Here is a 21,053-nt window from a genome sequence, read left to right on the forward strand (position 1 = left end):
GAGTACATCACCCTTTCGCGAGCGCTTCCAGCAGCTTGCGGGCGGCCGGACCAGAGGACGCCGGATTCTGTCCGGTAATCAGCAATCCGTCCTGAACCACATAGCTCGCCCAGTCCGCTCCTTTCGAGAAGAGCCCGCCCTTTGCGCGCAGCTCGTCCTCCACCAGAAACGGCACGACCCCGGTGAGGCCCATGGCCTCCTCCTCGCTATTGGCGAAGCCCGTCACCTTTTTGCCCGCGACCAGCGGCCGTCCGTCCGGCGCGCCCACATGGCGCAGCACGCCCGGCGCATGGCAGACGAGGGCGATGGGCTTTCCCGCGCGAATGAAGGATTCGAGCAGCGCGATCGAATGCGCATCCTCGGCGAGATCCCAGAGCGGACCATGGCCGCCGGGGTAGAAGACCGTGTCGAAATCCTCCTGACGGACGTCGGCGAGCGGGACCGTCTGCGCGAGCTGCGCCTTCGCCGCCGCATCCGCCTCGAAGCGTCGCGTGAGGTCGGTCTGGAAGTCCGGCTCATTGCTCTTGGGGTCGAGCGGCGGCTGCCCGCCCTTCGGCGAGGCCAGCGTGATCGTCGCCCCGGCGTCCTCAAAGGCGTAATAAGGGGCGGCGAGCTCTTCCAGCCAGAAGCCGGTCTTGCGGCCGGTGTCGCCGAGCCGATCATGTGATGTGAGCACGATGAGAATTTTCATGGGGCCGCTCCGTCGTCTCTATTTTTCGCGCAGGCGCTCGCCGAAAGATAAGGAGCCCACCCGCGGACGCCCACTCGAATTCGCCTGCGGCGCCACTTGGATTTCGGAAGAAATTGCTCCACAAGCGTCCTGCCTCTCCCGCCGCGGGCCGAGGCGAGATCGAAAGAGCGCCTGATCGATGACCCTTATGTTGACGAGCGTCGCCAGCGTGGCGGAAGCCGAGATCGCCGCCGCCGGCGGAGCGGACGTCATCGATTGCAAGGACGCCGCCCGCGGCGCTCTCGGCGCTCTGCCTTCGGCCGAGGTCGCGGCGATCCTGCGCGCCGTCGCCGGCCGCCGGCCGGTCAGCGCCGTCGTCGAGCTGTCGCATGATCCGGCTCTGGCGCGAGCGGCGATAGAGGAGACCGCCGCGCTCGGCGTCGCTTTCGTCAAATTCGCGCTGCCGGCGACGCCCGACGCCGATGCGCTGATCGCGGCTCTGGCGCCGATCGCGCAGCGCGTGCGGCTCGTCGCCGTGCTCTTCGCCGATCTCGGGCCGGACCTCGACGTGCTGCCGCGCCTCGCCGCGGCGGGCTTTTCCGGCGCGCTGCTGGACACGGCGCATAAGGGCAAGGGCAGGCTCATCGAGCATTTCGACATTGGCGCGCTCTCCTCCTTCGTCGAGCGCTGCCATGCGCTGGGCCTCGAGGCGGGGCTCGCCGGCTCGCTGGAGGCGCCGGACGTGCCGCGCCTTCTGGTGACGGGCGTGGATGTGATGGGCTTTCGCGGCGCGCTGTGCCGCGACCACGACCGCAAGAGCGCGATGGACGCCGCGGCCGTCGCGCTGATCCGCGACCTCATCCCCGGCGGCCCGGCGCGGGCCAGCGGCAAGGGCTCGGCGCTCGCCGCCAATGTCGATTGGTCGCTGGTCGTCGGCCGCGGCTATCTCGAGAGCCGCGAGCGCACGCGGGAGATCGACCATGTCTTCGTGCGCGATCTCGTCATTCCGGTCGAGATCGGCGCTTATGATTTCGAGCGCGGCCGTACGCAGCGGGTGCGCTTCAACGTCGATGTCGATGTGACGCGCGTCTCCGCCGGCGGCGACGACATGCGCAATGTCTTCTCCTATGACGTCATCATGGACGCGATAAAGATGATCCTCGCCTCGGGCCACATAGAGCTCGTGGAGACGATCGCCGAGCGTCTGGCCGAGCTGGTGCTGCGGCACGAGCGCGTGCAGGCGCTGACCGTGCAGGTGGAGAAGCTCGACGTCGCGCCGGGCGCGGTCGGCATTCGCATCCGCCGCGAGCGCCAGGCCGAGACCGCCAAGGTTCACAACCTCTTTCCGGGCCTTCCCGATGCCGCCGAGCCCGAGCGCTGAGACGCGGCCTCTCGTCGTCAAGCTCGGCGGAAGCCTCGCCGCCTCCCCCGCCTTGCGCCAATGGCTGGCGGCGCTGCGGCGCTATCCCGGCCCTCTCGCCCTCGTTCCCGGCGGCGGCCCTTTCGCCGACGCTGTGCGCAGCGCGCAGAAAGTCTTGCGCTTCTCCGACGCGGCGGCGCATGACATGGCCATAATGGCCATGGAGCAATATGGCCGCGCATTATGCGACCTCGAGCCGGGCCTCCGTCCCGCCGCGACGCCGCAGGAAGCCGCCGCCGCGCATGCACGCGGCGCAATCGCAGTGTGGAGCCCGGTTGCGATGACGCGCGCCGATCCCCAGATTCCAGCGAGCTGGGACATGACGTCCGACAGTCTCGCGGCCTGGTATGCGCATGAGGCGGGAGCGCGCGCGCTATTGCTGATCAAGAGCGTCGATTTCCCACCTCCCCCTAGAGGGGGGAGGTCGAGCGCCGCAGGCGCTCGGGTGGGGGTGACGCCCGCAGACGTGGGGATGACCCCACCCCGGACCGCTCCGCGGTCCGACCCTCCCCCTGAAGGGGAGGGTGGGGGCGCCGCATCGATCGTCGATCCCTGCTTCGCGCATTATGCGCGCGGGCTCGACGTCTACATCGCCGGCCCCGCAGCCTTGCGCGAGGCGCCCGAAACTTTCGCGCGCGGCGGCCTTCCCGGCGCGCGCTTCGATTTCACCAGAGAGCAAAGCATCGCATCATGAAAAAGGTCGTCACGCCGCGCTGGGGCTGGGCGCTCACCGGCTCGGGACATTTCTTCACCGAATGTCTCGACATCATCCGCTCGCTCGACCATGTCGACCTCTTCGTCAGCCGGGCGGCGGCGGAAGTCATCCGCATGTACAAGCACAGGCTCGAGGACATGCCGGACCATGTGCGCGTGTTCAAGGACACGACGGCGAGCTCGGTTCCGGTCGGCGGCTTCTATCACAGCTATTATCACACGCTGATCGTGGCGCCGGCGACCTCCAACACGGTCGCCAAATTCGTCTATGGCATCTCCGATAATCTCGCGACCAATGTCTTCGCCCAGGCCGGCAAATGCCGCGTGCCGACGGTGGTGTTCGCCTGCGACACGGCGCCGGAGCTGGAGACGCAGGCGCCCGATCGCAAGGTGATGGTCTATCCGCGCCGCATCGACCTCGAGAACACCGACAAATTGAAGACCTTCGAGGGGACGCAGGTCGCCGAGAGCCTCGCCGCCCTGCATGAGGCCGTCGAGCGCCGGCGCCGCGAGCTTTCCGCTCGGGAGCCGATCGGGAATGTCTGAGCGCCTGCTGTTCCTCACCGGCCACCTCGCTCTGCCGCGCCTCGAGCGCATGTTGGCGGGCTTCGGAGAGGAGGCGAGGAACTGGCGCATCCACGACATTGGCGTGAAGGTCGCGGCGCTGATGACGCAGGAGATCATCCTGCGCCGCCTGCCACGCCCGCTGGAGGCCGATCGCGTCATATTGCCCGGACGCTGCCGCGCCGATCTCGCCACCCTCGCGGAGGCCTTCGGCGCCCCTTTCGAGCGCGGGCCGGAGGAGATCGCCGATCTTCCAGCCTATTTCGGCAAGCGCGGCGGCAAAGCCGATCTGACGCGCCATGACATGCGCATTTTCGCCGAGATCGTCGACGCCTCCATCATGAGCGTCGACGAAGTGATCGCCCGCGCCACATTGCTGAAAGAGGCGGGCGCCGACGTCATCGATCTCGGCTGCCTGCCGGACACGCCCTTTCCGCATATGGAAGAGACGATCGTCGCGCTGAAAGCGCGCGGCTTCTCCGTCAGCCTCGATTCGGCCAAGCGCGAGGAGCTGGAGCGCGGCGCGCGCGCCGGCGCCGATCATCTGCTCAGCCTCGACGAGCATACGCTCTCGATACTGCCGGACAATTCGCCGCTCGTTCCGATTCTCGTGCCCAATCCGCACGGCGATCTCGACTCTCTACAACGCGCCGCGCGCATCGCCGAGCGACGCGGCATTTCCTACATTCTCGATCCGATCCTCGATCCCATTCACTTCGGCCTCGCCGCCTCCATAGAGCGCTATGTCGAGACGCGCCGCCGCGAGCCGGGCGCCGAAATGATGATGGGCACGGGCAATCTGACCGAATTGACCGACGCGGACTCCTCGGGTGTCACCGCCGTTCTGCTGGGCCTCTGCTCGGAGCTGGACATTCGCCATCTGCTCACCGTGCAGGTGAGCCCGCATACGCGCCGCACGGTGCAGGAGCATGACGCGGCGCGGCGCATGTTGTTCGCCGCGCGCGCCGACGCCGCCCTGCCCAAGGGCTATAGCGAGGCGCTGCTGCAGATCCACGACAAACGCCCCTATGCCGCGACGCCGGAGGAGATCGCCGAGCTCGCGCGCGAATTGCGCGACGAGAATTTCCGCATAGAGGTCGCCGCGGACGGCATTCACATTTACGCGCGCGGCTTTCATCGCGTGGCGCAGGACGCCATGTCGCTCTTTCCCGAGCTCGGGGTCGAGAAGGACGGCGCCCATGCCTTCTATCTCGGCGCGGAACTGATGAAGGCGGAAATCGCTTTTCGTCTGGGCAAGCGCTATCGGCAGGACGAGCCGCTGGACTTCGGCTGCGCTTCGGATAGATCGCAGGAGGACGAGACGCGCCTACGCGAAGCCGCACATACGCTGCGCAAGGCGAAAGACTAGATGATCGCGAGCGAGCGCCCCCTCCCCCTCTCACGCATAGCGAGGGAGGGCTGGGGAGGAGGCGACCCCGAGCTTTCGATGAAGGCCAGCAGGAGCGCCCGATGCCGATGATCCGCGAATGCATCGTCACCACGGTCGGCCCCACGGGCCAGCATCACATCGCGCCACTCGGCCTCATAGAGCGGGACGAATTCTGGGTCATCGCGCCCTTCCGTCCCTCCACGACGCTGACCAATCTCGAGGCAGCGCCTTTCGCCACGGCGAGCTTCATCGACGATGTGCGAATTTTCGCCGGCTGCGTCTGCGGCCGGAGCGATTGGCCGATGGAGGCCGTTCCGGGCTGGCCGGCGCCGCGCCTTTCCGCCGCCCTCACGCACGCCGAGCTGGAAGTGGCGCGCAACGAGGGCGATCCTCAGCGCCCTCGCTTCTTCTGCAAGATTAGAAAAATCGTCTCTCACAAGCCCTTTTTGGGGCTGAACCGCGCCCAGGCGGCGGTCGTCGAGGCCGCCATTCTGGCGACGCGGCTGGGCATGATCCCGCGCGAAAAAATCGACACAGAATTGGCCTATCTCCGTATCGCGATCGACAAGACGGCCGGAGCCGCCGAGCGCGAAGCCTGGGAGCTGGTGACGGCCAAGATCGAGACTTATCTTCGAACACAGCCGGAATGACCGATTCGGCGGAGCCGGACGGGCGGCGCGCCCAGCGCGCGAATTTCGACGCGAATTTTCGATGAAGGATGACCCATGTCCGAAGCTATGACGACAGAACATCTCGAACATGCCGAACATGCCGAGCATGTCGCCCATGAGGGCACGCCTTTCATGACGCAAGTGTCGCTGACGATCGCGATTTTCGCTGTCGTCGCCGCGACCATCGGCAGTCTGGAGACGATCGAGACCGCGGCGACGCTCGGCGCGCAGAACGCCGCCGCGCTCAGCCAGAGCAAGGCCAGCGATCAATGGGCCTTCTTTCAGGCCAAGAGCATCAAGAAGAGCGTGAACGAAGTCGCCGCCAAGCAGGGCGGGCCGCTGGCCGATCAGCTCGCCCGCGAGGCCAAGCGCTATGACGACGAGACCAAGGCGATCAAGACCGACGCCGAGGCGCTCGAGCATCGCGTCGAGGAGCATCTTCACGAGGCCGAGCATCACGAGCATCGCCATCACATTCTGACGATGGCGGTGACGCTGCTTCATGCGGCCATCGCCATAGCGACGATCGCGATCATCACCCGCGGCCGCAAATGGCCATGGTACGGCGGCCTCGCCCTCGCCGCCTCGGGCGTCATGCTCGCCGGCTACGCTTATATTTGAGCGCCCGTGAACGGCCGGGCCCGCGGCGCAGCGTCGCGGCCGCCCGGCCGAAGCCCGCCCAAATTCCGCATATTACCGAGACTTCTGCATTAATTTCTTAGACTTGTCCCGTTTTTCGGGCTCGGCCCGCGCGAGCGGAGGGTTGCGCCGCCGCCGGGACATGGGTTGTTTTTTCCCCATCCACCGCAATCTTTTCGGTGGTGGAGTGACTCCAATGTCTGCTTTGAGCGAATGGCTCTTCGGCGTCGACAATCTGACGCCGCATGGTTTCTGCCTCCTCTGGGAGCCGGGCCTGATCTGGCTCTTCGCAATCTCCGACGGCTTGATCGCGCTCGCCTATTTCTCCATCCCGCTGGCGCTGGTCATCATCGGGCAGAGACGCGCCGACCTCGTCTTTCGGCCCTTGCTGTGGCTGTTCGCGGCCTTCATCCTGCTCTGCGGCGCCACCCATTGGCTGGATGTCGTCACTCTGTGGAAGCCGCTCTATGGCGTGCAGGGGATCGTCAAGGCGGCGACGGCGATCGTCTCGGTCGGCACTTCGGTCGCGCTCTGGTGGTGGCTGCCGAGCTTTCTCGCTCTGCCCTCGCCCGATCAGCTGCGCAAGGCCAACGCCGCATTGCTGGAGAGCGAGGCGCGGCTGGCCCATGCGCAGAAGATGGAGGCGATCGGCCAGCTGACCGGCGGCATAGCGCATGATTTCAACAATGTGCTTCAGGTGATCCTCGGCTCGCTCGGCGTCGTCGAGCGGCAATTGGCGCGCGGCCGCGCCGAGGAGATCGGCCCTTCCATCGGCGCCATTCGCAAAGCGACCAATTCCGCCGCCAATCTCATCGACCGGCTGCTCGCCTTCTCCCGCCGGCAGACGCTGCTGCCGCGCGTCGTCGCGCCGGACAGGCTCGTCGTCGGGCTCGAAGATCTGCTGCGGCGAACGCTGGGCGGCGGCATAGAGCTCGATCTGCGTCTCGGTCGGTGTCGGCGCAATGTCGTATGCGACCCGTCGCAGCTCGAGAGCGCGCTGCTCAATCTCGCGATCAACGCGCGCGACGCCATGCCCAAAGGCGGCGTGCTGGAGATCGCCACCGCCGATCGCCGCCGCGAGGCCGACGCCGGCGAACCCGACATCGCGCCCGGCGACTATGTCGAGATCAGCGTGACGGACAATGGCGCCGGCATGAGCCGCGACGTGCTGGCGCATGTCTTCGAGCCTTTCTTCACGACCAAGCCGGTGGGGCGCGGCACCGGCCTCGGCCTTTCGCAGATCTATGGCTTCGTAAAGCAATCGGGCGGCTTCGTGCGCATAGACAGCGCGCCGGGAAAAGGGACCGCCGTGCGCCTCTATCTGCCCGGGCGCGACCCTCCGAATGCCGCGCCGGCAGAAGCCGTCGCCGCCCCGGAGCGGACGCCGGAGCGCCCCGCCGCGCCCTGCGGAAAAACGCTGCTCGTCGAAGATCAGCTGGAGGTGCGAATGCAGATCGCCGACACGCTCGAAGAGATGGGCTGCGAGGTCATAGAGGCCGATGACGGAAGCGCCGGGCTGGAGGTCGTCGAATCGGATGAGAGATTGCGCCTCCTGGTGACGGATGTCGGCCTGCCGGGCGTCAGCGGACGCCAGCTCGCCGAGGCCGCCCGCGCCGCGCGTCCCGATCTCCCCATACTGCTCATCACCGGCTATGCCGGGAAATCGCTCGACAGCCTCGATCCCGCATCGAACATAGAAGTTCTGCGCAAGCCCTTCACGCTCGAGGAGCTGACGACGCGCGTGCGCGCCTTGCTCGCGCGCACCGCCGCTGCGCAATAGAACGCGCTCAACCGGAGGCGAGCAGCGCCACCGCGCAGGCCGGCGCGCAATCGGCGGCGTCTCGCGCGACGTCCGGCGTCGCATCGATGAGATCGGCGATGTCGCGATAGGCGCGGCCTTCGGCCAGAGCGAGACGCGCGACCAACGCGCGGCCGACGCCGGCGCCGACGACGGGCGCGTCCTCCGCCACCGCCGCGCGCGAGCGCAGCAGCGCGATCTGATCCTCGATCGAGCGCATCTGCGCGCGGGCGAGAAAATCCGCGAAGGCGCGCCATTGCGCCGGCGTCGCCTCGGCGGCGTCGCGGCCGGCGAGGCGGGCGAGGCGCGCGATCGATTCGGCGACGCTCTTGCCGCGCCCGTCGGCGGTCGGCTCGGCGTCCTCCGCGGCGAGATCTCCGGTCACGCGGCGCACATCCGCCATTGTGGCGAAGCTTTCGCGCGCCGGCGGGGTCCAGCGGCCGGCCATGGGCGCGAGGGTCACGCCGGCCAGCGGATCGCCGCGCGACAGGCCCGTGTAGAGCAGCTCGCCATTGGCGAGGCGTGCGGCGTCGCCGCCGCCGATGGCGCTCACGCGGCCGCCGCGAATGGGGACGAGATCAGTGGTCGTCGAGCCCATGTCGATGAACAGCGCCTCGGGAATGCGCCGCGCCACCAGCTCCGCGCTCGCCCGCCAATTGGCGGAGGCGATCGCCTGCTCGGCGCCGCGAAGCGCGTCGAAGGGGAGCAGGCCGGCCTCCCCGGCGTAGAACAGCGTCTGCGCGCCCTTCACCCGCCGGGCGACCACCGAGGCGATGGTCGTGACGCCGGCGGCGCGCGTCTCGAAAGCGTCGGAGAGCTCGGCCGTCATGGTGACGGCGAAACGATCGGCCGCGCCGAGCCGGGCGACGGCCTCCTCTATCGCGCCCTCGAGCCGCGCGAGGCCGTAATGCGGATTGCAGGGCAGCAGCAGCACCTCGACGATCCGCCCGTCGCTGGCGCGCGCCGCTTTCAGATGCGCGCCGCCTATGTCGAAGCCGATGACGCTGGCCATGAGCCTTTCCGTTTCCGGCTCGCGCCCCGAGCCCCGAGCCCCTCTTCCCGCACGCGGGAGAGAGGGAATTCTGCGCGCGCTCTCAAAAAGCAAAAGGGGAGCCGCGAACGGCTCCCCCGACGATAAATGATCCGGTCGAAGCCGTCAGTTGGCGCCGAAAGGATGCTTGACGTCGTTGCGCTTGGCGACGACTTCGGCGGCCTTCGGCTCGCCCTTGATGGCGCGCGCGATGGCTTCCTTGGTGGCCTGATAGTTGTACTCCTGGATCTTCTTGTCGTCGTTCGCTTCCCAATGGATGAACACGCCGACCGAGATGAACAGGTCGTCGGCCTCGGCGACCGGGATCACGCCTTCGGCGACCGAATCGGCGACGGCCTTGGCGACGCCGGCCTGGGCCGGTCCGAACATCTGAACGGCCTGCTTGGCGTTCTTGATGGTGACCTTGTTGAAGAGGATCGTGTTCGGCTTGGCCAGCAGGTTCGGCGCGACGACGGCGAGCAGCGTGGTGAAGCCGTCCTTGTTGTTGACCAGCGCATTGGCGAAGGCGGTCTCGGCGGCGCTGCCGCGCGGTCCGATCAGCAGGTCGATGTGGGCGACCTCATTGCCTTCGCCGACGAGCGACTCACCGACCAAAAGCTTGTTGATCACGGCCATTTTCTTTTCCTCATGGCATATCGCTGGGGGAATCCGAGCGAGGGAAGACGCGCCGCCGTCATCAATCATTTTCGCATGACGGCGGCAAGTCGGGACGAAACCGTCGGGACGAGACCCGATCCAGATTCGAGCGGCTCAGAGCAGGCTGCGCGCCAGCGCGAAAGCGTGGCGGAAGTCGAGACGCAGCGGCTTGTCGGAAGTGGTCATCTGCCGGAAGAGACCGGCCTCCGTTCCGTATTTGATGTCGCCGATGGCGAGCGCGCCGATGCCGAGCGCGCCCGACGGCAGCTCGACGCCCTTGTCGTGCAGCTTGACGCCCTCGACGCCGAGCGGCGGCACGGCGTTGACGTCCGCGGCGATGAGCAGCGATTTGGCGGCGGCGAGATCTTCCGCGGACAGAACCTGCACGCCGGCGCGGGCCGCGCAGAGCGCGATCTCATGCTCGACGAGGAGGGCGCGCACCTGCTCGGCCTTGCTGCCGTCGGCGGGCGTCACCTTCACGCCGAAGCGCTTCTCGATCTCCTCGGCCTGCGTCGTCACGCGCTCGAGGCCGCTATAGCCGACGATCGTCACCTCGGCGCCCTCGAGCGCGGCGATGACGGCGGAGGAATAGCCGACGACGCCGGTCGCGCCATAGACGACGATCTTGGCGCCCTTCAGCTCGCGGCCCTTCTTCTCGCGCAGCACCTTCTCGACGAAGGCGACCATGGCGCCGGCGGTGGTGAAGGAGCCGTAAGGATCGGCGAAGAGCGAAATTTCGAAGGGCTTCAGCAGCGCCTTCTCGGCGGCGTCCAGCATGTCGAGCGCGAGCACGGCGTCACGGCCGGCGAAGAAAATTCCGGTGCGCAGGGCGGCCGAGGGCGCGCGGGAGAACATGGCGTCCTGCACCAGCGCCGTCACCTCGTCGAGAGTGACATTCGTATAAGGAATCGCCACGTCGAAGCCCGCGTCGATCGCCATGTTGACGTCGAACGGGCTCATATGCTTCAGCGTGCTCAACATATGAAGGATCGATTTGGCGGCCATGGGAAATTCCTAACCTTTCTGTCCGTTCCTCACGCGTTCCGGCGCGCGAATGCGCAGCGCCGCGTAACGCCCGAGCTTGGAGAAGCTTTTCGGTGATACCGGGACGGCGGGCGCGAGCGGAGCCCCGGTCTCGAATGGCGAGACGCATAGACCGCAGAACGGGGCGAATGTCCAGCCTATTGTCCCGACGCGCGACAGCGGAAGCGCGAGGGCGTGGGCTCAATAGCCGAAAGGCGAGGGCGCGAAGGCGGAGCCGGCGCCCGGCGGATCGAAGCGATAGCCGTCGGCGCCCCAGACCGGCGCGGGGCGAGCCGGCGCCGCGGGGACGGCATAAGCGGGAGCGGCATAGGCGGGGGCGGCCGGCTGCGCATAGGCCTGTGGCTGGCGGGAGGCGCGCTTGGCCTCGGCGGGAGCGGCGGCGAGCGCGCCGGCGAGCAGGACGATCGCAAAGCCGCCGATTTTCATGATCCATTGCCCCCATTGACCGCAGATGCAGCTCCGCTGGAGAAAATCGGGCGGCGCCCGGCGGCGTCAAGGGCGCCGCTGCGACGCGCGACGGCTTTCGCGATGCGTTTCCTCGTCATCCCTTATTGCCATCGGCTCGAGCTAAGCGCATTCTTCGCGCCCATGTCGGACGAGGCGTCTCTGCTCGCGGCCAACGCCGCTTATTATCGAGCCTTCGTCGCCGCAGACCCGGACGGGATGGCGGCGATCTGGGGCGATGAGGAAATCTGCTGCATCCATCCCGGCTGGCCGCCGATCTTCGGGCGCGAGCAGGTGCTGGCCTCCTTTCGCGAGATTTTGCGCAACCCCATGCAGGACCCGGTTCTGCGCCGCAGCGAGCGGGCGCTGCTCTGCGGCTCCGAGGGACGCATCGTCTGCATCGAGATGGTCGGCCAGGCGGCGCTCGTCGCCACCAACAGCTTCCGGCTCGTCGATGGCGCGTGGCGGCTGGTGCATCATCAGGCGAGCCCGCTGATGGTCCAGAGCGAGCCGCCGCCGACCCCGCAGGCGCCGCCGACGCGCTCGCTGCATTGATGGTTCGCAGGTTCGCCGAAGCTTCACAGCAACGCCATCGTGGCGACATCCCCTGTTGACCTTTCGCCGCCCCTGCCTCTATAAGACCGCCCAACCAAGGGCCTGCCTCCCGGGGCGTGGAGCCTTTGCGCGAATTTCATATCATACGGCCATCGAATGGCGCGGGCCCCCGCGCTCCGCGCCGATCGAAAGGAAAAGACAATGTCCCGCCGTTGCGAACTGACCGGCAAAGGCGTGCAGACGGGCAATCTCGTCAGCCACTCCAATCGCAAGACGCGCACCCGCTTTCTGCCCAATCTGGTCAATGTGACGCTGGCCTCGGACGCGCTGGCGCGCTCCGTCCGCCTTCGCGTCTCGGCGGCGGCTCTGCGCTCGGTCGAGCATCGTGGCGGCCTGGACGGCTTCCTCGTCAAGGCGCGCGACACGGAGCTCTCCGACGACGCCCGCGCGCTGAAGCGCGAGATCGTCAAGAAGCTGGCCACAGCGACCGCCTGATCTCGACGCCACGGGAAACGGACCTTTAAAGGCTCGGTCTGTTCGGGCGCAAAGACGATCCGGCGCAAAGACAAATAGACCCCGCGCTCTGGGAAGAGCGCGGGGTCTTTCCTGTTTCGGCCGCCCTCGCCGACGCGAGCCCCCAGCCGCGCGCCGGCGATCCGCTCCGGGCGTGTCAGCCCCAGATCGACAAAGCGACGCTGAGCAGCAGGGGAAGGGAGGCCAGCGAGAAGATCGCGGCGACGCAGAGAACCCTCTGGACGTCGAGCGGCTCGTGAGACGCCGCGGGCAATCCCGCATTTCGAACTTTGCCAAGGGAAATCATACGCAACTCCTTCGTCACTCCCGGACGGCGCCGATCGCTCGGACGTCCGATCGTCACTGCACGCGCACCCGACGGTCGCGCCGAAATATTAATGCAACAGCCGCCCTGAAGGTTCCCCGCCGAGTCGTTTTCGGCGCGGTCGAGCGCTGGTGACGAAATTAACGCGCATTAAACTTATTCACCATTCGGTGAATTACGAGAGCCGTTCGGCGGCGAGCGGCGCCCCCTTTCCAGCGTAACGTCGCCGCCTTCCCTCTCCCGCAGCAGCGGCGGAGGGTGAGGGAGAGGGAGAGGGCGCCTCGCCCCCTCTCAAGGAGCCGCGGCGAGCACGCGCGGTCGCGGCGCCGCGCGTTGCGGCGCGCGCGCCGGAGCGGGAGCGTCGTTCTCGCTGAACAGCTCGGCGAGCTTCTCCGTCATCGCGCCGCCCAATTCCTCCGCGTCCACAATGGTCACGGCGCGGCGGTAATAGCGCGTCACGTCATGGCCGATGCCGATGGCGATCAGCTCGACCGGCGATTTGGTCTCGATCTCCTGAATGACATGGCGCAAATGGCGCTCGAGATAATTGCCCGGATTGACCGAGAGCGTAGAATCGTCGACCGGCGCGCCGTCTGAGATCATCATCAATATGCGCCGCTGCTCCTGCCGCGCCATGAGACGGCGATGCGCCCAGTCGAGCGCCTCCCCATCGATATTCTCCTTCAAGAGGCCCTCGCGCATCATCAGGCCGAGATTGCGGCGCGCGCGCCGCCATGGCGCGTCGGCGGCCTTGTAGACGATGTGGCGTATGTCGTTGAGGCGGCCGGGGTTCGGCGGCTTGCCGTCGGCGATCCAGGTCTCGCGCGACTGCCCGCCCTTCCAGGCCTTGGTGGTGAAGCCCAAAATCTCCACCTTCACGCCGCAGCGCTCCAGGGTGCGGGCGAGAATATCGGCGCAGGTCGCCGCCACTGTGATCGGCCGGCCGCGCATGGAGCCGGAATTGTCGAGCAGCAGAGTGACCACCGTGTCGCGGAAATTCGTGTCCTTCTCGCGCTTGAAGGAGAGCGGCTGCTGCGGATCGATGACCACGCGCGGCAGGCGCGCCGGATCGAGCATCCCCTCCTCGAGGTCGAACTCCCAGGCGCGATTCTGCTGCGCCATCAGCCGGCGCTGCAAGCGATTGGCGAGCCGGCCGACCACAGAGGAGAGATGCGAGAGCTGCTTGTCGAGATAGGAGCGCAGGCGATCCAGCTCCTCGGCGTCGCACAAATCCTCCGCCTTCACCGTCTCGTCGTAGCGCGTGGTGTAGGCTCGGTATTCGCCGCCGGAGCGATCGGCGGAGGAGACCTGCGGGCGGCGCGTTTCCATCGCCTCGTCCACGTCGCCGGATTCGATCTCCTCCAGCATCTCGCTGTCGAGAATTTCGGCGGCCTCGCTCTCGCCCTTCTCGAGCGCTTCCTCGGAGGCCGAGGCCGTGTCCATCTCGGAGGAGCCGGACTGCTTCTCCTCCTCCGTCTCCTCGCCCTCGGCCTCGTCGGGATTTTGCGGCTGGTCCTCGCTCGGCTCCTCGGCGTCCTCCTCGCCGCCGGCGCTCTCGCCCTCGAGCTCGAGCGACGCGAGCAGCCGATGCGCGAGCTGCGCGAAGCCGCGCTGATTCTCGAGCGCGCTCGACAGCCTGTCGAGATCCTCGCCGGCGCGCTCCTCGATCCAGGGCCGCCAGAGGTCGACGACCTTCTGGCCATGAGGCGGCGGAGCGATGCCGGTGAGCCGCTCGCGCGCGATGAGCGCGAGAGCGTCCTCGAGCGGCGCGTCCTCGCGGGTCTCGATCTCGGAGAAGCGCGCGCGCTGAAAGCGATCGTCCAGCATGGCGCCGATATTGGCGGCGACGCCGTCCATGCGGCGCGAGCCGATCGATTCGACGCGCGCTTGCTCCAACGCGTCGAAGGCGGCGCGGGCGTCGGGCGATTGCGGCTGCGCGCGGCGGTGAATCGCCTCATCGTGGCAGGCGAGGCGCAGGGCGATGGAATCGGCGTGGCCGCGCACGATGGCGGCGTCATGGGCGGTGAGCTTGCGCGGCGGCTCCGGCAGGCGCGCCTTGGCTTTGTCATCGCCGCCGAGCAGCATGGCGCGCTCCGGCGAGAAGGACACTTCCAGCTCCGAGCGCTTGGCCATGGCGCGCATCGCGCCGGCGACGGCGCGCTTGAACGGCTCCTGCGGAGCCTCCTTCGGCGTAGCTGCTTTGCGATTGGATGACATTTGGTCCGTTCGATCGTCGCTCTCCGCCCGCCTTTCGGACGAGAGAGGCTTTATAGCCTATGCCGGATCGCGAGTTATGAAAATCATGGAAGCGAAATCGCGCGACGAAGCGCGCCGATCGCAAATTTTCTGCTGTCTGATCAAAGGCTTCGTCGGATTTATGACCGACAAATGACGCGCTTCCCATTAAATCATTGAAAATTTTACTGTTTTTTCAAAGCTTCCGGTCAATTTCACCTGCGCCGAAGGCCTGCGGAGTTGAGCCTAGCCATGTATGAGATCGCCACCCAATATGGCGTCGTCACCGAATTTCGCGATGTGGACGAGCTGTGCTTCCAATGGCAGGTCGAGGCTCCGACGGGCGGCCTGCCGCCTTATGAGCAGATCGCGCTCGGCAGCCTCGGCCGTCTCGCCGACGATGTGGCGCTGGCCGGACGCGCGGCGGACGGCGCTTTCGAATTTCTCTATGGCGGCGGCGCCTTCGAGGCTTGGCTCGGCGCGTCGCTGCGCGGCCTGCGGCTGGACGGACTCGAGCGCAATTACCGCGATCCCATAGGCGAGGCGCTGGCGACGGCCGCGACGCGCGGAACGCCGGCGGCGACGATCGCGCGCAGCATTCGCGACGGGCTGGTGCGGACCAGCGAGATCGTCGCCTTCCCGCTGTCGAGCCATTGGGGCGACTCGCTGTTCCTGGTGTTCGCGCGCGAGCGCGCCGCGAAATATGATCTCGTCGACGCCATTTATCGCGCGACCGACGACGGGCTCACGACGCTCGCCGCCGTCCACGCCGGCCGCGACATAATCGATTTCGTCATTGTGAGCCTCAACGCCAGCGCCAGCCGCCTCTTCGGCGGCGCGGAGCGCGATCTGCAATGGCGGCGGCTCGGCGAGATCGCGCCGACCTGGATGACGGACGGGACATTCGAACGGCTCTCGGCCATTTTCCTTTCGGCGATTCCCGACACATTCGAGGTCTCGCATCGCTCGGCCGAGGGCGAGGCGTCGCATCTTCGGCTCGCCGCCGCGCCCATGGGCGATCTGATCGGCGTCACGCTCACCGACGTGACTCCGCTGAAGGCGCGCGAAGCCTCCTTCCGCCTGCTCTTCGAGAGCAATCCCATGCCCATGTGGGTGCATGATCCGCAGAGCCTGCGCATCATCGCCGTCAATGACGCGGCGGTGGCCCATTACGGCTATGAGCGCGAGCAGTTTCTCGGCTCGACCTTGTTCGATCTCTATGCGGAGGAGGAATGGCCGGCGGTGACGATCGCCCATGAGAATCCGGCCCTTCGCCGGCCCTCGGACCGCATTTGGGCCAATCGCACGGCGGACGGACGCATGATCAAGGTGCAGAATTACGCGCGCGAGATCAGCTTCGACGATCGCTCCGCTATCTTGCTGGCCATCGTCGACGTCACCGAGCAGCGCGAGCAGGCCGCCCGCATCGCCCATCTCGCCCATCACGATCCGCTGACCGGATTGGCCAATCGCGTGCTGTTCCGCGCGCGGCTGACCGAGGGCCTGCAACGGCTCGAGGGCGGCGAGGATCGCCTCGCCGTGCTCTATCTCGATCTCGACGGCTTCAAGGATGTCAACGACGCCTTCGGCCATCCGATCGGCGACCGGCTGCTCGTCGCCGTCGCCGAGCGCCTGCGCCTCACTCTGGCGCCGGGCGATATGGTGGCGCGCGTCGGAGGCGACGAATTCGCCATCGTTCAGCTCGGCGCCGGCGCGGCGGAGGCGGATCGGCTCGCCGAGCGCATCGTCAATGAGGTGAGCGTCCTCTACGAGATCGACGGCCATGCGGTGGCGGTCGGCGCCAGCGTCGGCATTTCAGTCGCGCCCATCGACAGCTGCGACGCCGACATATTGCTCAAAAACGCCGACATCGCTCTTTATCGCGCCAAGGCCGACGGGCGCGGCCTGCATCGCTTCTTCGAGCCGGAGATGGCCGCCTCCATCCTCGTGCGGCGCACGCTGGAGGCGGATTTGCGCCATGCGCTCCCGGCCGGCGAGTTCCAGATCTATTATCAGCCGCTCGTCGACATAGGGGCCAATCGCATCGTCGCCTCGGAGGCGCTGCTGCGCTGGTTCCATCCCGTTCGCGGGCTCGTGTCCCCCAATGACTTCATCCCGCTCGCCGAGGAGACCGGCCTCATCACGCCGATCGGCGAATGGGTGCTGCGCGAGGCGTGCCGCGAGGCGGCGAGCTGGCCGGAGCCGATCGGCGTCTGCGTCAATCTCTCTCCGGCGCAATTTCGCTCGCGCTCGCTGGTGCAGTCGGTTCTCTCGGCGCTGGCGACGAGCGGGCTCGCGCCGCAGCGGCTCGAGCTCGAGATCACAGAATCGGTGCTGCTCGCCGAAAATCACGCCAATCTCGCCGTTCTGCATCAATTGCGCGCCCTCGGCGTATGCATATCGATGGATGATTTCGGCACCGGCTATTCGAGCCTCAGCTATCTGCGCTCCTTCCCCTTCGACAAGATCAAGATCGACCGCTCCTTCGTGAAGGAGCTGCCGGAAAATCACGAGTGCGGGGCGATCGTGCGCGCGGTGGCGGGAATCGGGCAGTGCCTCGGCGTCGCGACCGTGGCCGAGGGCGTGGAAACGCCCGAGCAACTGGCGCGCCTGCGCGAGGAAGGCTGCACGCAGATGCAGGGCTTTCTGTTCAGCCGCCCGGCGCCGGCGGCGGAGCTGCGGCGGATGCTGGAAGGCGGCGACGAAAAATGGGCGGAGCCGGCGAGCGCGGCGTGAGCTTTTTCTTCGCCGCGGAGGCAGGCTGGAGAGCGGCAGGCTGTCGAATGGTGGGGGAAGTAGGACTCGAACCTACGAAGGCATAGCCAGCGGATTTACAGTCCGCCCCCTTTGCCGCTCGGGACATTCCCCCCAGCTTCTCGATGGACCCCGAAGAAAGGCCCCGCGAGCGACGGCCCCGCGAGAGGGCCGATGAAGCAGGGCGCATATGGGGAATTTGCGTCCCCGCTGTCAACCCGAAAATGACAGCCGAAAGACCGAAGCCGTCGCCGCCCGCCCCGGCTCAGGACTGGCTCTGGAACTGGCCCTGCGCGCGGGCGACGCTCACCTCGACCTCCATCGTCTCCTCGCCACCGCCGGAATGAGCGGCGCGAACGGGAGCCGCGCCGAGATGATCCAGCGCGACGGCGACGCGCACATAGCTCTCGTCCGGCGAGGCGCCGCGCGTCGAATCGAAGCCCACCCAGCCGAGCCCCGCCACATGCGCTTCCGCCCAAGCATGGATGGCGGCGCCGGCGTCGGGACGCAGGGCGTAGCCGGAGACATAGCGCGCGGGGATGTCGAGACTGCGCGCGCCGGCGATGAAGACATGCGCCAAATCCTGCGCCGCGCCGCGACGGCGCGCGAAAACATCGGCCGCGGCCGCGGCGCCGCTCGCCGCCCCCTCCTCCACGACGAGAGCCTCGTGCAGAGCGCCGACCAGCGCATGGAGCTTGGACAGCGTGTCGGACGGACGCGCGGCCGCCAGCGCAAAATCGCAGATCGCCTGATCCGCCTCGGTCAGCGGCGTCTCGCGCAGATAGAGCTCCGGCGGGAAACGCTCGATCGCGCCGCGCGCGACGCCGGCCGTGTCGAAGGTCTCGACCGAGCCCTCGACCACGGTCGTCAGCGCCTCCAGCGGTCCGTCGACATAAATGCTGTGCGCCACATTGCCGAAAGCGTCCTCGCATGCGCGCAGGCGGCAGTCGCGATCGACATCGATGCGCCAGTCGAGGACATGCTGCCCGTCATAGTTGCGCGGCGTCAGCGCCAATTTCTGAATCGCCGCCTTGACCGGCTCGGCGTAGCGAAAAATCGTCTCGCGCCTTACTCTTATGTGCATCTTTCACCGCGAGGGGGAGCTTCGAAGCGACGACATATTAGAAAAGATATTGCTCCGAGACCAGCGTCCCCAGCCGATGATTGTCGGCGATGAAGCTCTGAATGAAATCATGCAGCCCATTATGGAAGACGCTCTCGATCGTCGCATGTTCGAGCTGGCCGAAGACGGCGCGGGCGTGGCGCTGCGCCGGGCCCTGCTTGCCATGCGATTTGCCGAGACGATCGAGATTTTGCACGACGCTCTCATAGCAGGCGATGAGCGAGCGCGGCATTTCCGGCCGCAGGATCAGGAGATCGGCGACGAGCCAGGGCTTGAGGCTGTCGCGATAGACCCAATGATAGGCGGTGTGCGCGGAGACGGCGCGCAATATCGCAGTCCATTGGAAATAGTCGAGCGAGCCGCCGACCGCCTCGGTCTCCGGCAGCAGCACATGATATTTCACGTCCAGAAGGCGCGCGGTGTTGTCGGCGCGCTCGAGATAGAGGCCGACGCGCGAGAACCAATAGGCGTCGTTGCGCAGCATTGTTCTATGCGCTCCGCCGTCGTAAGCGGCGGAGACCTGTTTCACGAAATCGAGGAAGCGCGTCACCTCCTCGGCGGAGCGGCTCGCGCGCTCGAAGGCCTCGAGCTCGAGGAAGGCGCCGTTGATCGCCTCCCACATCTCCACGGTGAGCGCAGTGCGCACGGCGCGGGCGTTGATGCGGGCGAGCTCGATGCAATTGCGGATCGAGCTCGGATTATCGGGCGAGAAGGCCAGAAATTGCGTGACATTGGCCTCGTCGACCGTCAGCCCCGCCGCATGAAAGGCGGGCGCCGCGCCGGAGGAGAGCAGCGCGCTCTCCCATTCGGTCTCCACGCCGCCATAGGCGCGGGGCAGAGTGGCGAGACGCCTGGACGCTTGCAAAATTCGCGCGAGGAAATCTGCGCGTTCCATATATCGGGCCAGCCAGAAGAGGTTGTCGGCGGTGCGTGAGAGCATGAGATCCCGTCGGTTCGGCGCGCTGTTCTTATTTCGAATTCGTCATGCGCGCGCGAGCGGCGCATCGTCGATGATCCATGTGTCCTTGGTCCCGCCGCCCTGGCTCGAATTCACGACGAGAGAATTCTCCTTCATGGCGACGCGCGTCAAGCCGCCGGGCACCACGCTCGCGCCATTGGGCCCATAGAGCACGAAGGGCCTGAGATCGACGTGGCGCGGCGCGACGCCGCTCGCCACCGAAACCGGGCAGGTGGAGAGGGCGAGCGTCGGCTGGGCGATGAAATTGGTGGGATTATCGGCGAGCTTGGCCGCGAATTCCGCGATCTGCGCCTTTGTGGCGTGAGGGCCGACCAGCATTCCATAGCCGCCCGAGCCATTGACCTCTTTCACCACCAGCTCGCCCAAATGGTCGAGCACATAGGCCAGAGCCTCCTTCTCGCGGCAGCGCCAGGTGGGGACATTCTTCAGCAGCGGCTCCTCGCCGAGATAGAAGCGGATCACCTCCGGCATATAGGTGTAAATGGCCTTGTCATCGGCCACGCCCGTGCCGACTGCATTGGCGAGCGTCACATTGCCTGCATGATAGGCGCCCATCAGGCCGGCGACGCCCAGAGCGGAATCGGGGCGGAAGGCCAAAGGATCGAGGAAATCATCATCTATACGGCGGTAGATCACATCGACGCGGCGCGGCCCCTCCGTGGTGCGCATATAGACGATATCGTCCTTGACGAAGAGATCGCGCCCTTCGACCAGCTCTATGCCGAGCTTGTCGGCCAGGAACGAATGCTCGTAGAAGGCGGAATTATATTGGCCGGGCGTCAGCAGCACGCTCACCGGATCGGCCCCCGCCCCGCGCGGCGCGGCGGAGCGCAGAGTGGCCAGCAGTTGATCGGGATAATTCTCGATCGGCGCGACGCGGTGCTGCGCGAAGAGATCCGGCAGCAGCCGCATCATCACCTCGCGATTCTCCAGCATGTAGGAGACGCCCGACGGCGTGCGGGCGTTGTCCTCCAGCACATAGAAGCCGTCGTCGTCGGTGCGGATGATGTCTATGCCGGCGATATGCACGAAGATGTCGTGCGGCACGCGGCGTCCCGCCATCTCCGGCCGAAAGGCGGGATTGCGATAGACGAGCTCGGAGGGAACCACGCCCGCTTTCAAAATCTCGCCGGGGCCGTAGAGATCGGCCAAGAATAGATTGAGCGCCTTCACCCGTTGAATCAGGCCCTTCTCGAGCTGCGCCCATTCGGCGCGGGCGATGATGCGCGGCAGAATGTCGAAGGGAATGAGCCGCTCGGTCGCCTCTTGCGAGCCATAGACGGCGAAGGTGATGCCGATGCGCCGAAACAGCAGCTCCGCCTGCGCCCGGCGGGAGGCGAGAAACTCGGGCTCCACCGAGGTGAGCCATTTGGCGAGCTTTTCATATGGAATACGCGTCGCGCCGTCGACGCCGCCCATTTCGTCGAATTTCGCCACCTTCGAAAGCACGTTTTCGCTCTCCCTCGGGTTTCGGCGAACGGCCGCTCACGCCGCACGATGCGCCTTCGTGAGCAGAGCATGGCAAGAA

General features: G+C 66.7%; 20 protein-coding genes and 1 tRNA gene. 10 read left to right on the forward strand and 11 right to left on the reverse strand.

Annotated features, from left to right (window positions below):
- Positions 1-7 precede the first annotated feature (7 nt).
- Complete coding sequence (locus tag FMZ75_RS08285; protein ID WP_166142130.1) at positions 8-691, reverse strand: type 1 glutamine amidotransferase domain-containing protein; 684 nt, start codon at positions 689-691, stop codon at positions 8-10.
- A 178-nt stretch (positions 692-869) separates the two neighbouring features.
- On the opposite strand from FMZ75_RS08285, the gene FMZ75_RS08290 reads away from it, so the two are divergent.
- The 7 genes from FMZ75_RS08290 to FMZ75_RS08320 all read left to right on the forward strand — a co-directional run bounded on the left by FMZ75_RS08290 (position 870) and on the right by FMZ75_RS08320 (position 7,848).
- Entirely contained in the window at positions 870-2,051 is a 1,182-nt protein-coding gene (locus tag FMZ75_RS08290) for a (5-formylfuran-3-yl)methyl phosphate synthase (protein ID WP_166142132.1), read from the forward strand.
- A complete protein-coding gene (locus tag FMZ75_RS08295; RefSeq protein ID WP_166142134.1) occupies positions 2,029-2,784 on the forward strand; it encodes an aspartate kinase in 756 nt (251 codons plus the stop codon). The genes FMZ75_RS08290 and FMZ75_RS08295 overlap by 23 nt, the downstream gene beginning before the upstream one ends.
- A complete protein-coding gene (locus tag FMZ75_RS08300) occupies positions 2,781-3,350 on the forward strand; it encodes a flavoprotein (protein WP_036294230.1) in 570 nt (189 codons plus the stop codon). The genes FMZ75_RS08295 and FMZ75_RS08300 overlap by 4 nt, the downstream gene beginning before the upstream one ends.
- On the forward strand, positions 3,343-4,737 hold the full coding sequence (locus tag FMZ75_RS08305; protein WP_166142136.1) for a DUF6513 domain-containing protein: 1,395 nt from the start codon (positions 3,343-3,345) through the stop codon (positions 4,735-4,737). The genes FMZ75_RS08300 and FMZ75_RS08305 overlap by 8 nt, the downstream gene beginning before the upstream one ends.
- A 101-nt stretch (positions 4,738-4,838) precedes the next feature.
- Positions 4,839-5,408: a DUF447 domain-containing protein gene (locus FMZ75_RS08310; RefSeq protein WP_166142138.1), complete on the forward strand. Its 570-nt coding sequence runs from the start codon at positions 4,839-4,841 to the stop codon at positions 5,406-5,408.
- Between the two features lie 75 nt (positions 5,409-5,483).
- Positions 5,484-6,050: a DUF4337 family protein gene (locus FMZ75_RS08315; protein ID WP_108917004.1), complete on the forward strand. Its 567-nt coding sequence runs from the start codon at positions 5,484-5,486 to the stop codon at positions 6,048-6,050.
- A 214-nt stretch (positions 6,051-6,264) separates the two neighbouring features.
- The gene (locus tag FMZ75_RS08320; RefSeq protein ID WP_166142140.1) at positions 6,265-7,848 is read left to right on the forward strand and encodes an ATP-binding protein; all 1,584 of its coding nucleotides are present in this window, start codon (positions 6,265-6,267) and stop codon (positions 7,846-7,848) included.
- Positions 7,849-7,855: 7 nt separating this feature from the next.
- Here the strand turns inward: FMZ75_RS08320 and FMZ75_RS08325 are convergent, their stop codons facing one another.
- From FMZ75_RS08325 to FMZ75_RS08340, 4 genes are all read right to left on the reverse strand, one after another.
- A complete protein-coding gene (locus tag FMZ75_RS08325; protein WP_166142142.1) occupies positions 7,856-8,878 on the reverse strand; it encodes a hydantoinase/oxoprolinase family protein in 1,023 nt (340 codons plus the stop codon).
- A 144-nt stretch (positions 8,879-9,022) separates the two neighbouring features.
- Positions 9,023-9,532 (reverse strand): formaldehyde-activating enzyme, encoded by a 510-nt coding sequence (gene fae / locus FMZ75_RS08330; protein WP_108917062.1) that lies wholly within the window; start codon positions 9,530-9,532, stop codon positions 9,023-9,025.
- A gap of 135 nt (positions 9,533-9,667) precedes the next feature.
- Positions 9,668-10,558: an NAD(P)-dependent methylenetetrahydromethanopterin dehydrogenase gene (locus FMZ75_RS08335; RefSeq protein ID WP_108917007.1), complete on the reverse strand. Its 891-nt coding sequence runs from the start codon at positions 10,556-10,558 to the stop codon at positions 9,668-9,670.
- Between the two features lie 219 nt (positions 10,559-10,777).
- Positions 10,778-11,023, reverse strand: coding sequence for a hypothetical protein (locus tag FMZ75_RS08340; protein WP_166142145.1), 246 nt, complete (start codon positions 11,021-11,023; stop codon positions 10,778-10,780).
- A gap of 102 nt (positions 11,024-11,125) precedes the next feature.
- Here FMZ75_RS08340 and FMZ75_RS08345 point away from each other — a divergent pair, with 102 nt between their 5' ends.
- Both FMZ75_RS08345 and rpmB read left to right on the forward strand, forming a co-directional pair.
- Positions 11,126-11,596: a nuclear transport factor 2 family protein gene (locus FMZ75_RS08345; RefSeq protein WP_246728855.1), complete on the forward strand. Its 471-nt coding sequence runs from the start codon at positions 11,126-11,128 to the stop codon at positions 11,594-11,596.
- 201 nt (positions 11,597-11,797) lie between these two features.
- A complete protein-coding gene (rpmB, locus tag FMZ75_RS08350) occupies positions 11,798-12,091 on the forward strand; it encodes a 50S ribosomal protein L28 (RefSeq protein ID WP_108917009.1) in 294 nt (97 codons plus the stop codon).
- A 175-nt stretch (positions 12,092-12,266) separates the two neighbouring features.
- On the opposite strand, the gene FMZ75_RS08355 is transcribed toward rpmB, so the two are convergent.
- A complete protein-coding gene (locus tag FMZ75_RS08355; protein WP_166142148.1) occupies positions 12,267-12,416 on the reverse strand; it encodes a hypothetical protein in 150 nt (49 codons plus the stop codon).
- A gap of 309 nt (positions 12,417-12,725) precedes the next feature.
- Positions 12,726-14,651 carry a cobaltochelatase subunit CobT gene (cobT, locus tag FMZ75_RS08360; protein ID WP_166142150.1) on the reverse strand — a complete coding sequence of 642 codons (1,926 nt, stop codon included), beginning with the start codon at positions 14,649-14,651 and terminating at the stop codon, positions 12,726-12,728.
- A 270-nt stretch (positions 14,652-14,921) separates the two neighbouring features.
- Between cobT and FMZ75_RS08365 the strand changes: the two genes are divergently transcribed.
- Entirely contained in the window at positions 14,922-17,405 is a 2,484-nt protein-coding gene (locus tag FMZ75_RS08365) for a bifunctional diguanylate cyclase/phosphodiesterase (RefSeq protein WP_142863856.1), read from the forward strand.
- A gap of 48 nt (positions 17,406-17,453) precedes the next feature.
- Here FMZ75_RS08365 and FMZ75_RS08370 read toward each other — a convergent pair.
- The 4 genes from FMZ75_RS08370 to FMZ75_RS08385 all read right to left on the reverse strand — a co-directional run bounded on the left by FMZ75_RS08370 (position 17,454) and on the right by FMZ75_RS08385 (position 20,944).
- Positions 17,454-17,538: transfer RNA gene (locus tag FMZ75_RS08370), tRNA-Tyr, on the reverse strand.
- Between the two features lie 150 nt (positions 17,539-17,688).
- Positions 17,689-18,507: a transglutaminase family protein gene (locus FMZ75_RS08375; protein WP_142863855.1), complete on the reverse strand. Its 819-nt coding sequence runs from the start codon at positions 18,505-18,507 to the stop codon at positions 17,689-17,691.
- A 37-nt stretch (positions 18,508-18,544) separates the two neighbouring features.
- On the reverse strand, positions 18,545-19,486 hold the full coding sequence (locus tag FMZ75_RS08380) for an alpha-E domain-containing protein (protein WP_108917014.1): 942 nt from the start codon (positions 19,484-19,486) through the stop codon (positions 18,545-18,547).
- A 42-nt stretch (positions 19,487-19,528) separates the two neighbouring features.
- Positions 19,529-20,944, reverse strand: coding sequence for a circularly permuted type 2 ATP-grasp protein (locus FMZ75_RS08385; RefSeq protein ID WP_207783352.1), 1,416 nt, complete (start codon positions 20,942-20,944; stop codon positions 19,529-19,531).
- Positions 20,945-21,053 lie beyond the last annotated feature (109 nt).

Origin of the sequence: Methylosinus sp. RM1, from assembly GCF_011378635.1 — a bacterium.
GTDB lineage: Bacteria > Pseudomonadota > Alphaproteobacteria > Rhizobiales > Beijerinckiaceae > Methylosinus > Methylosinus sporium.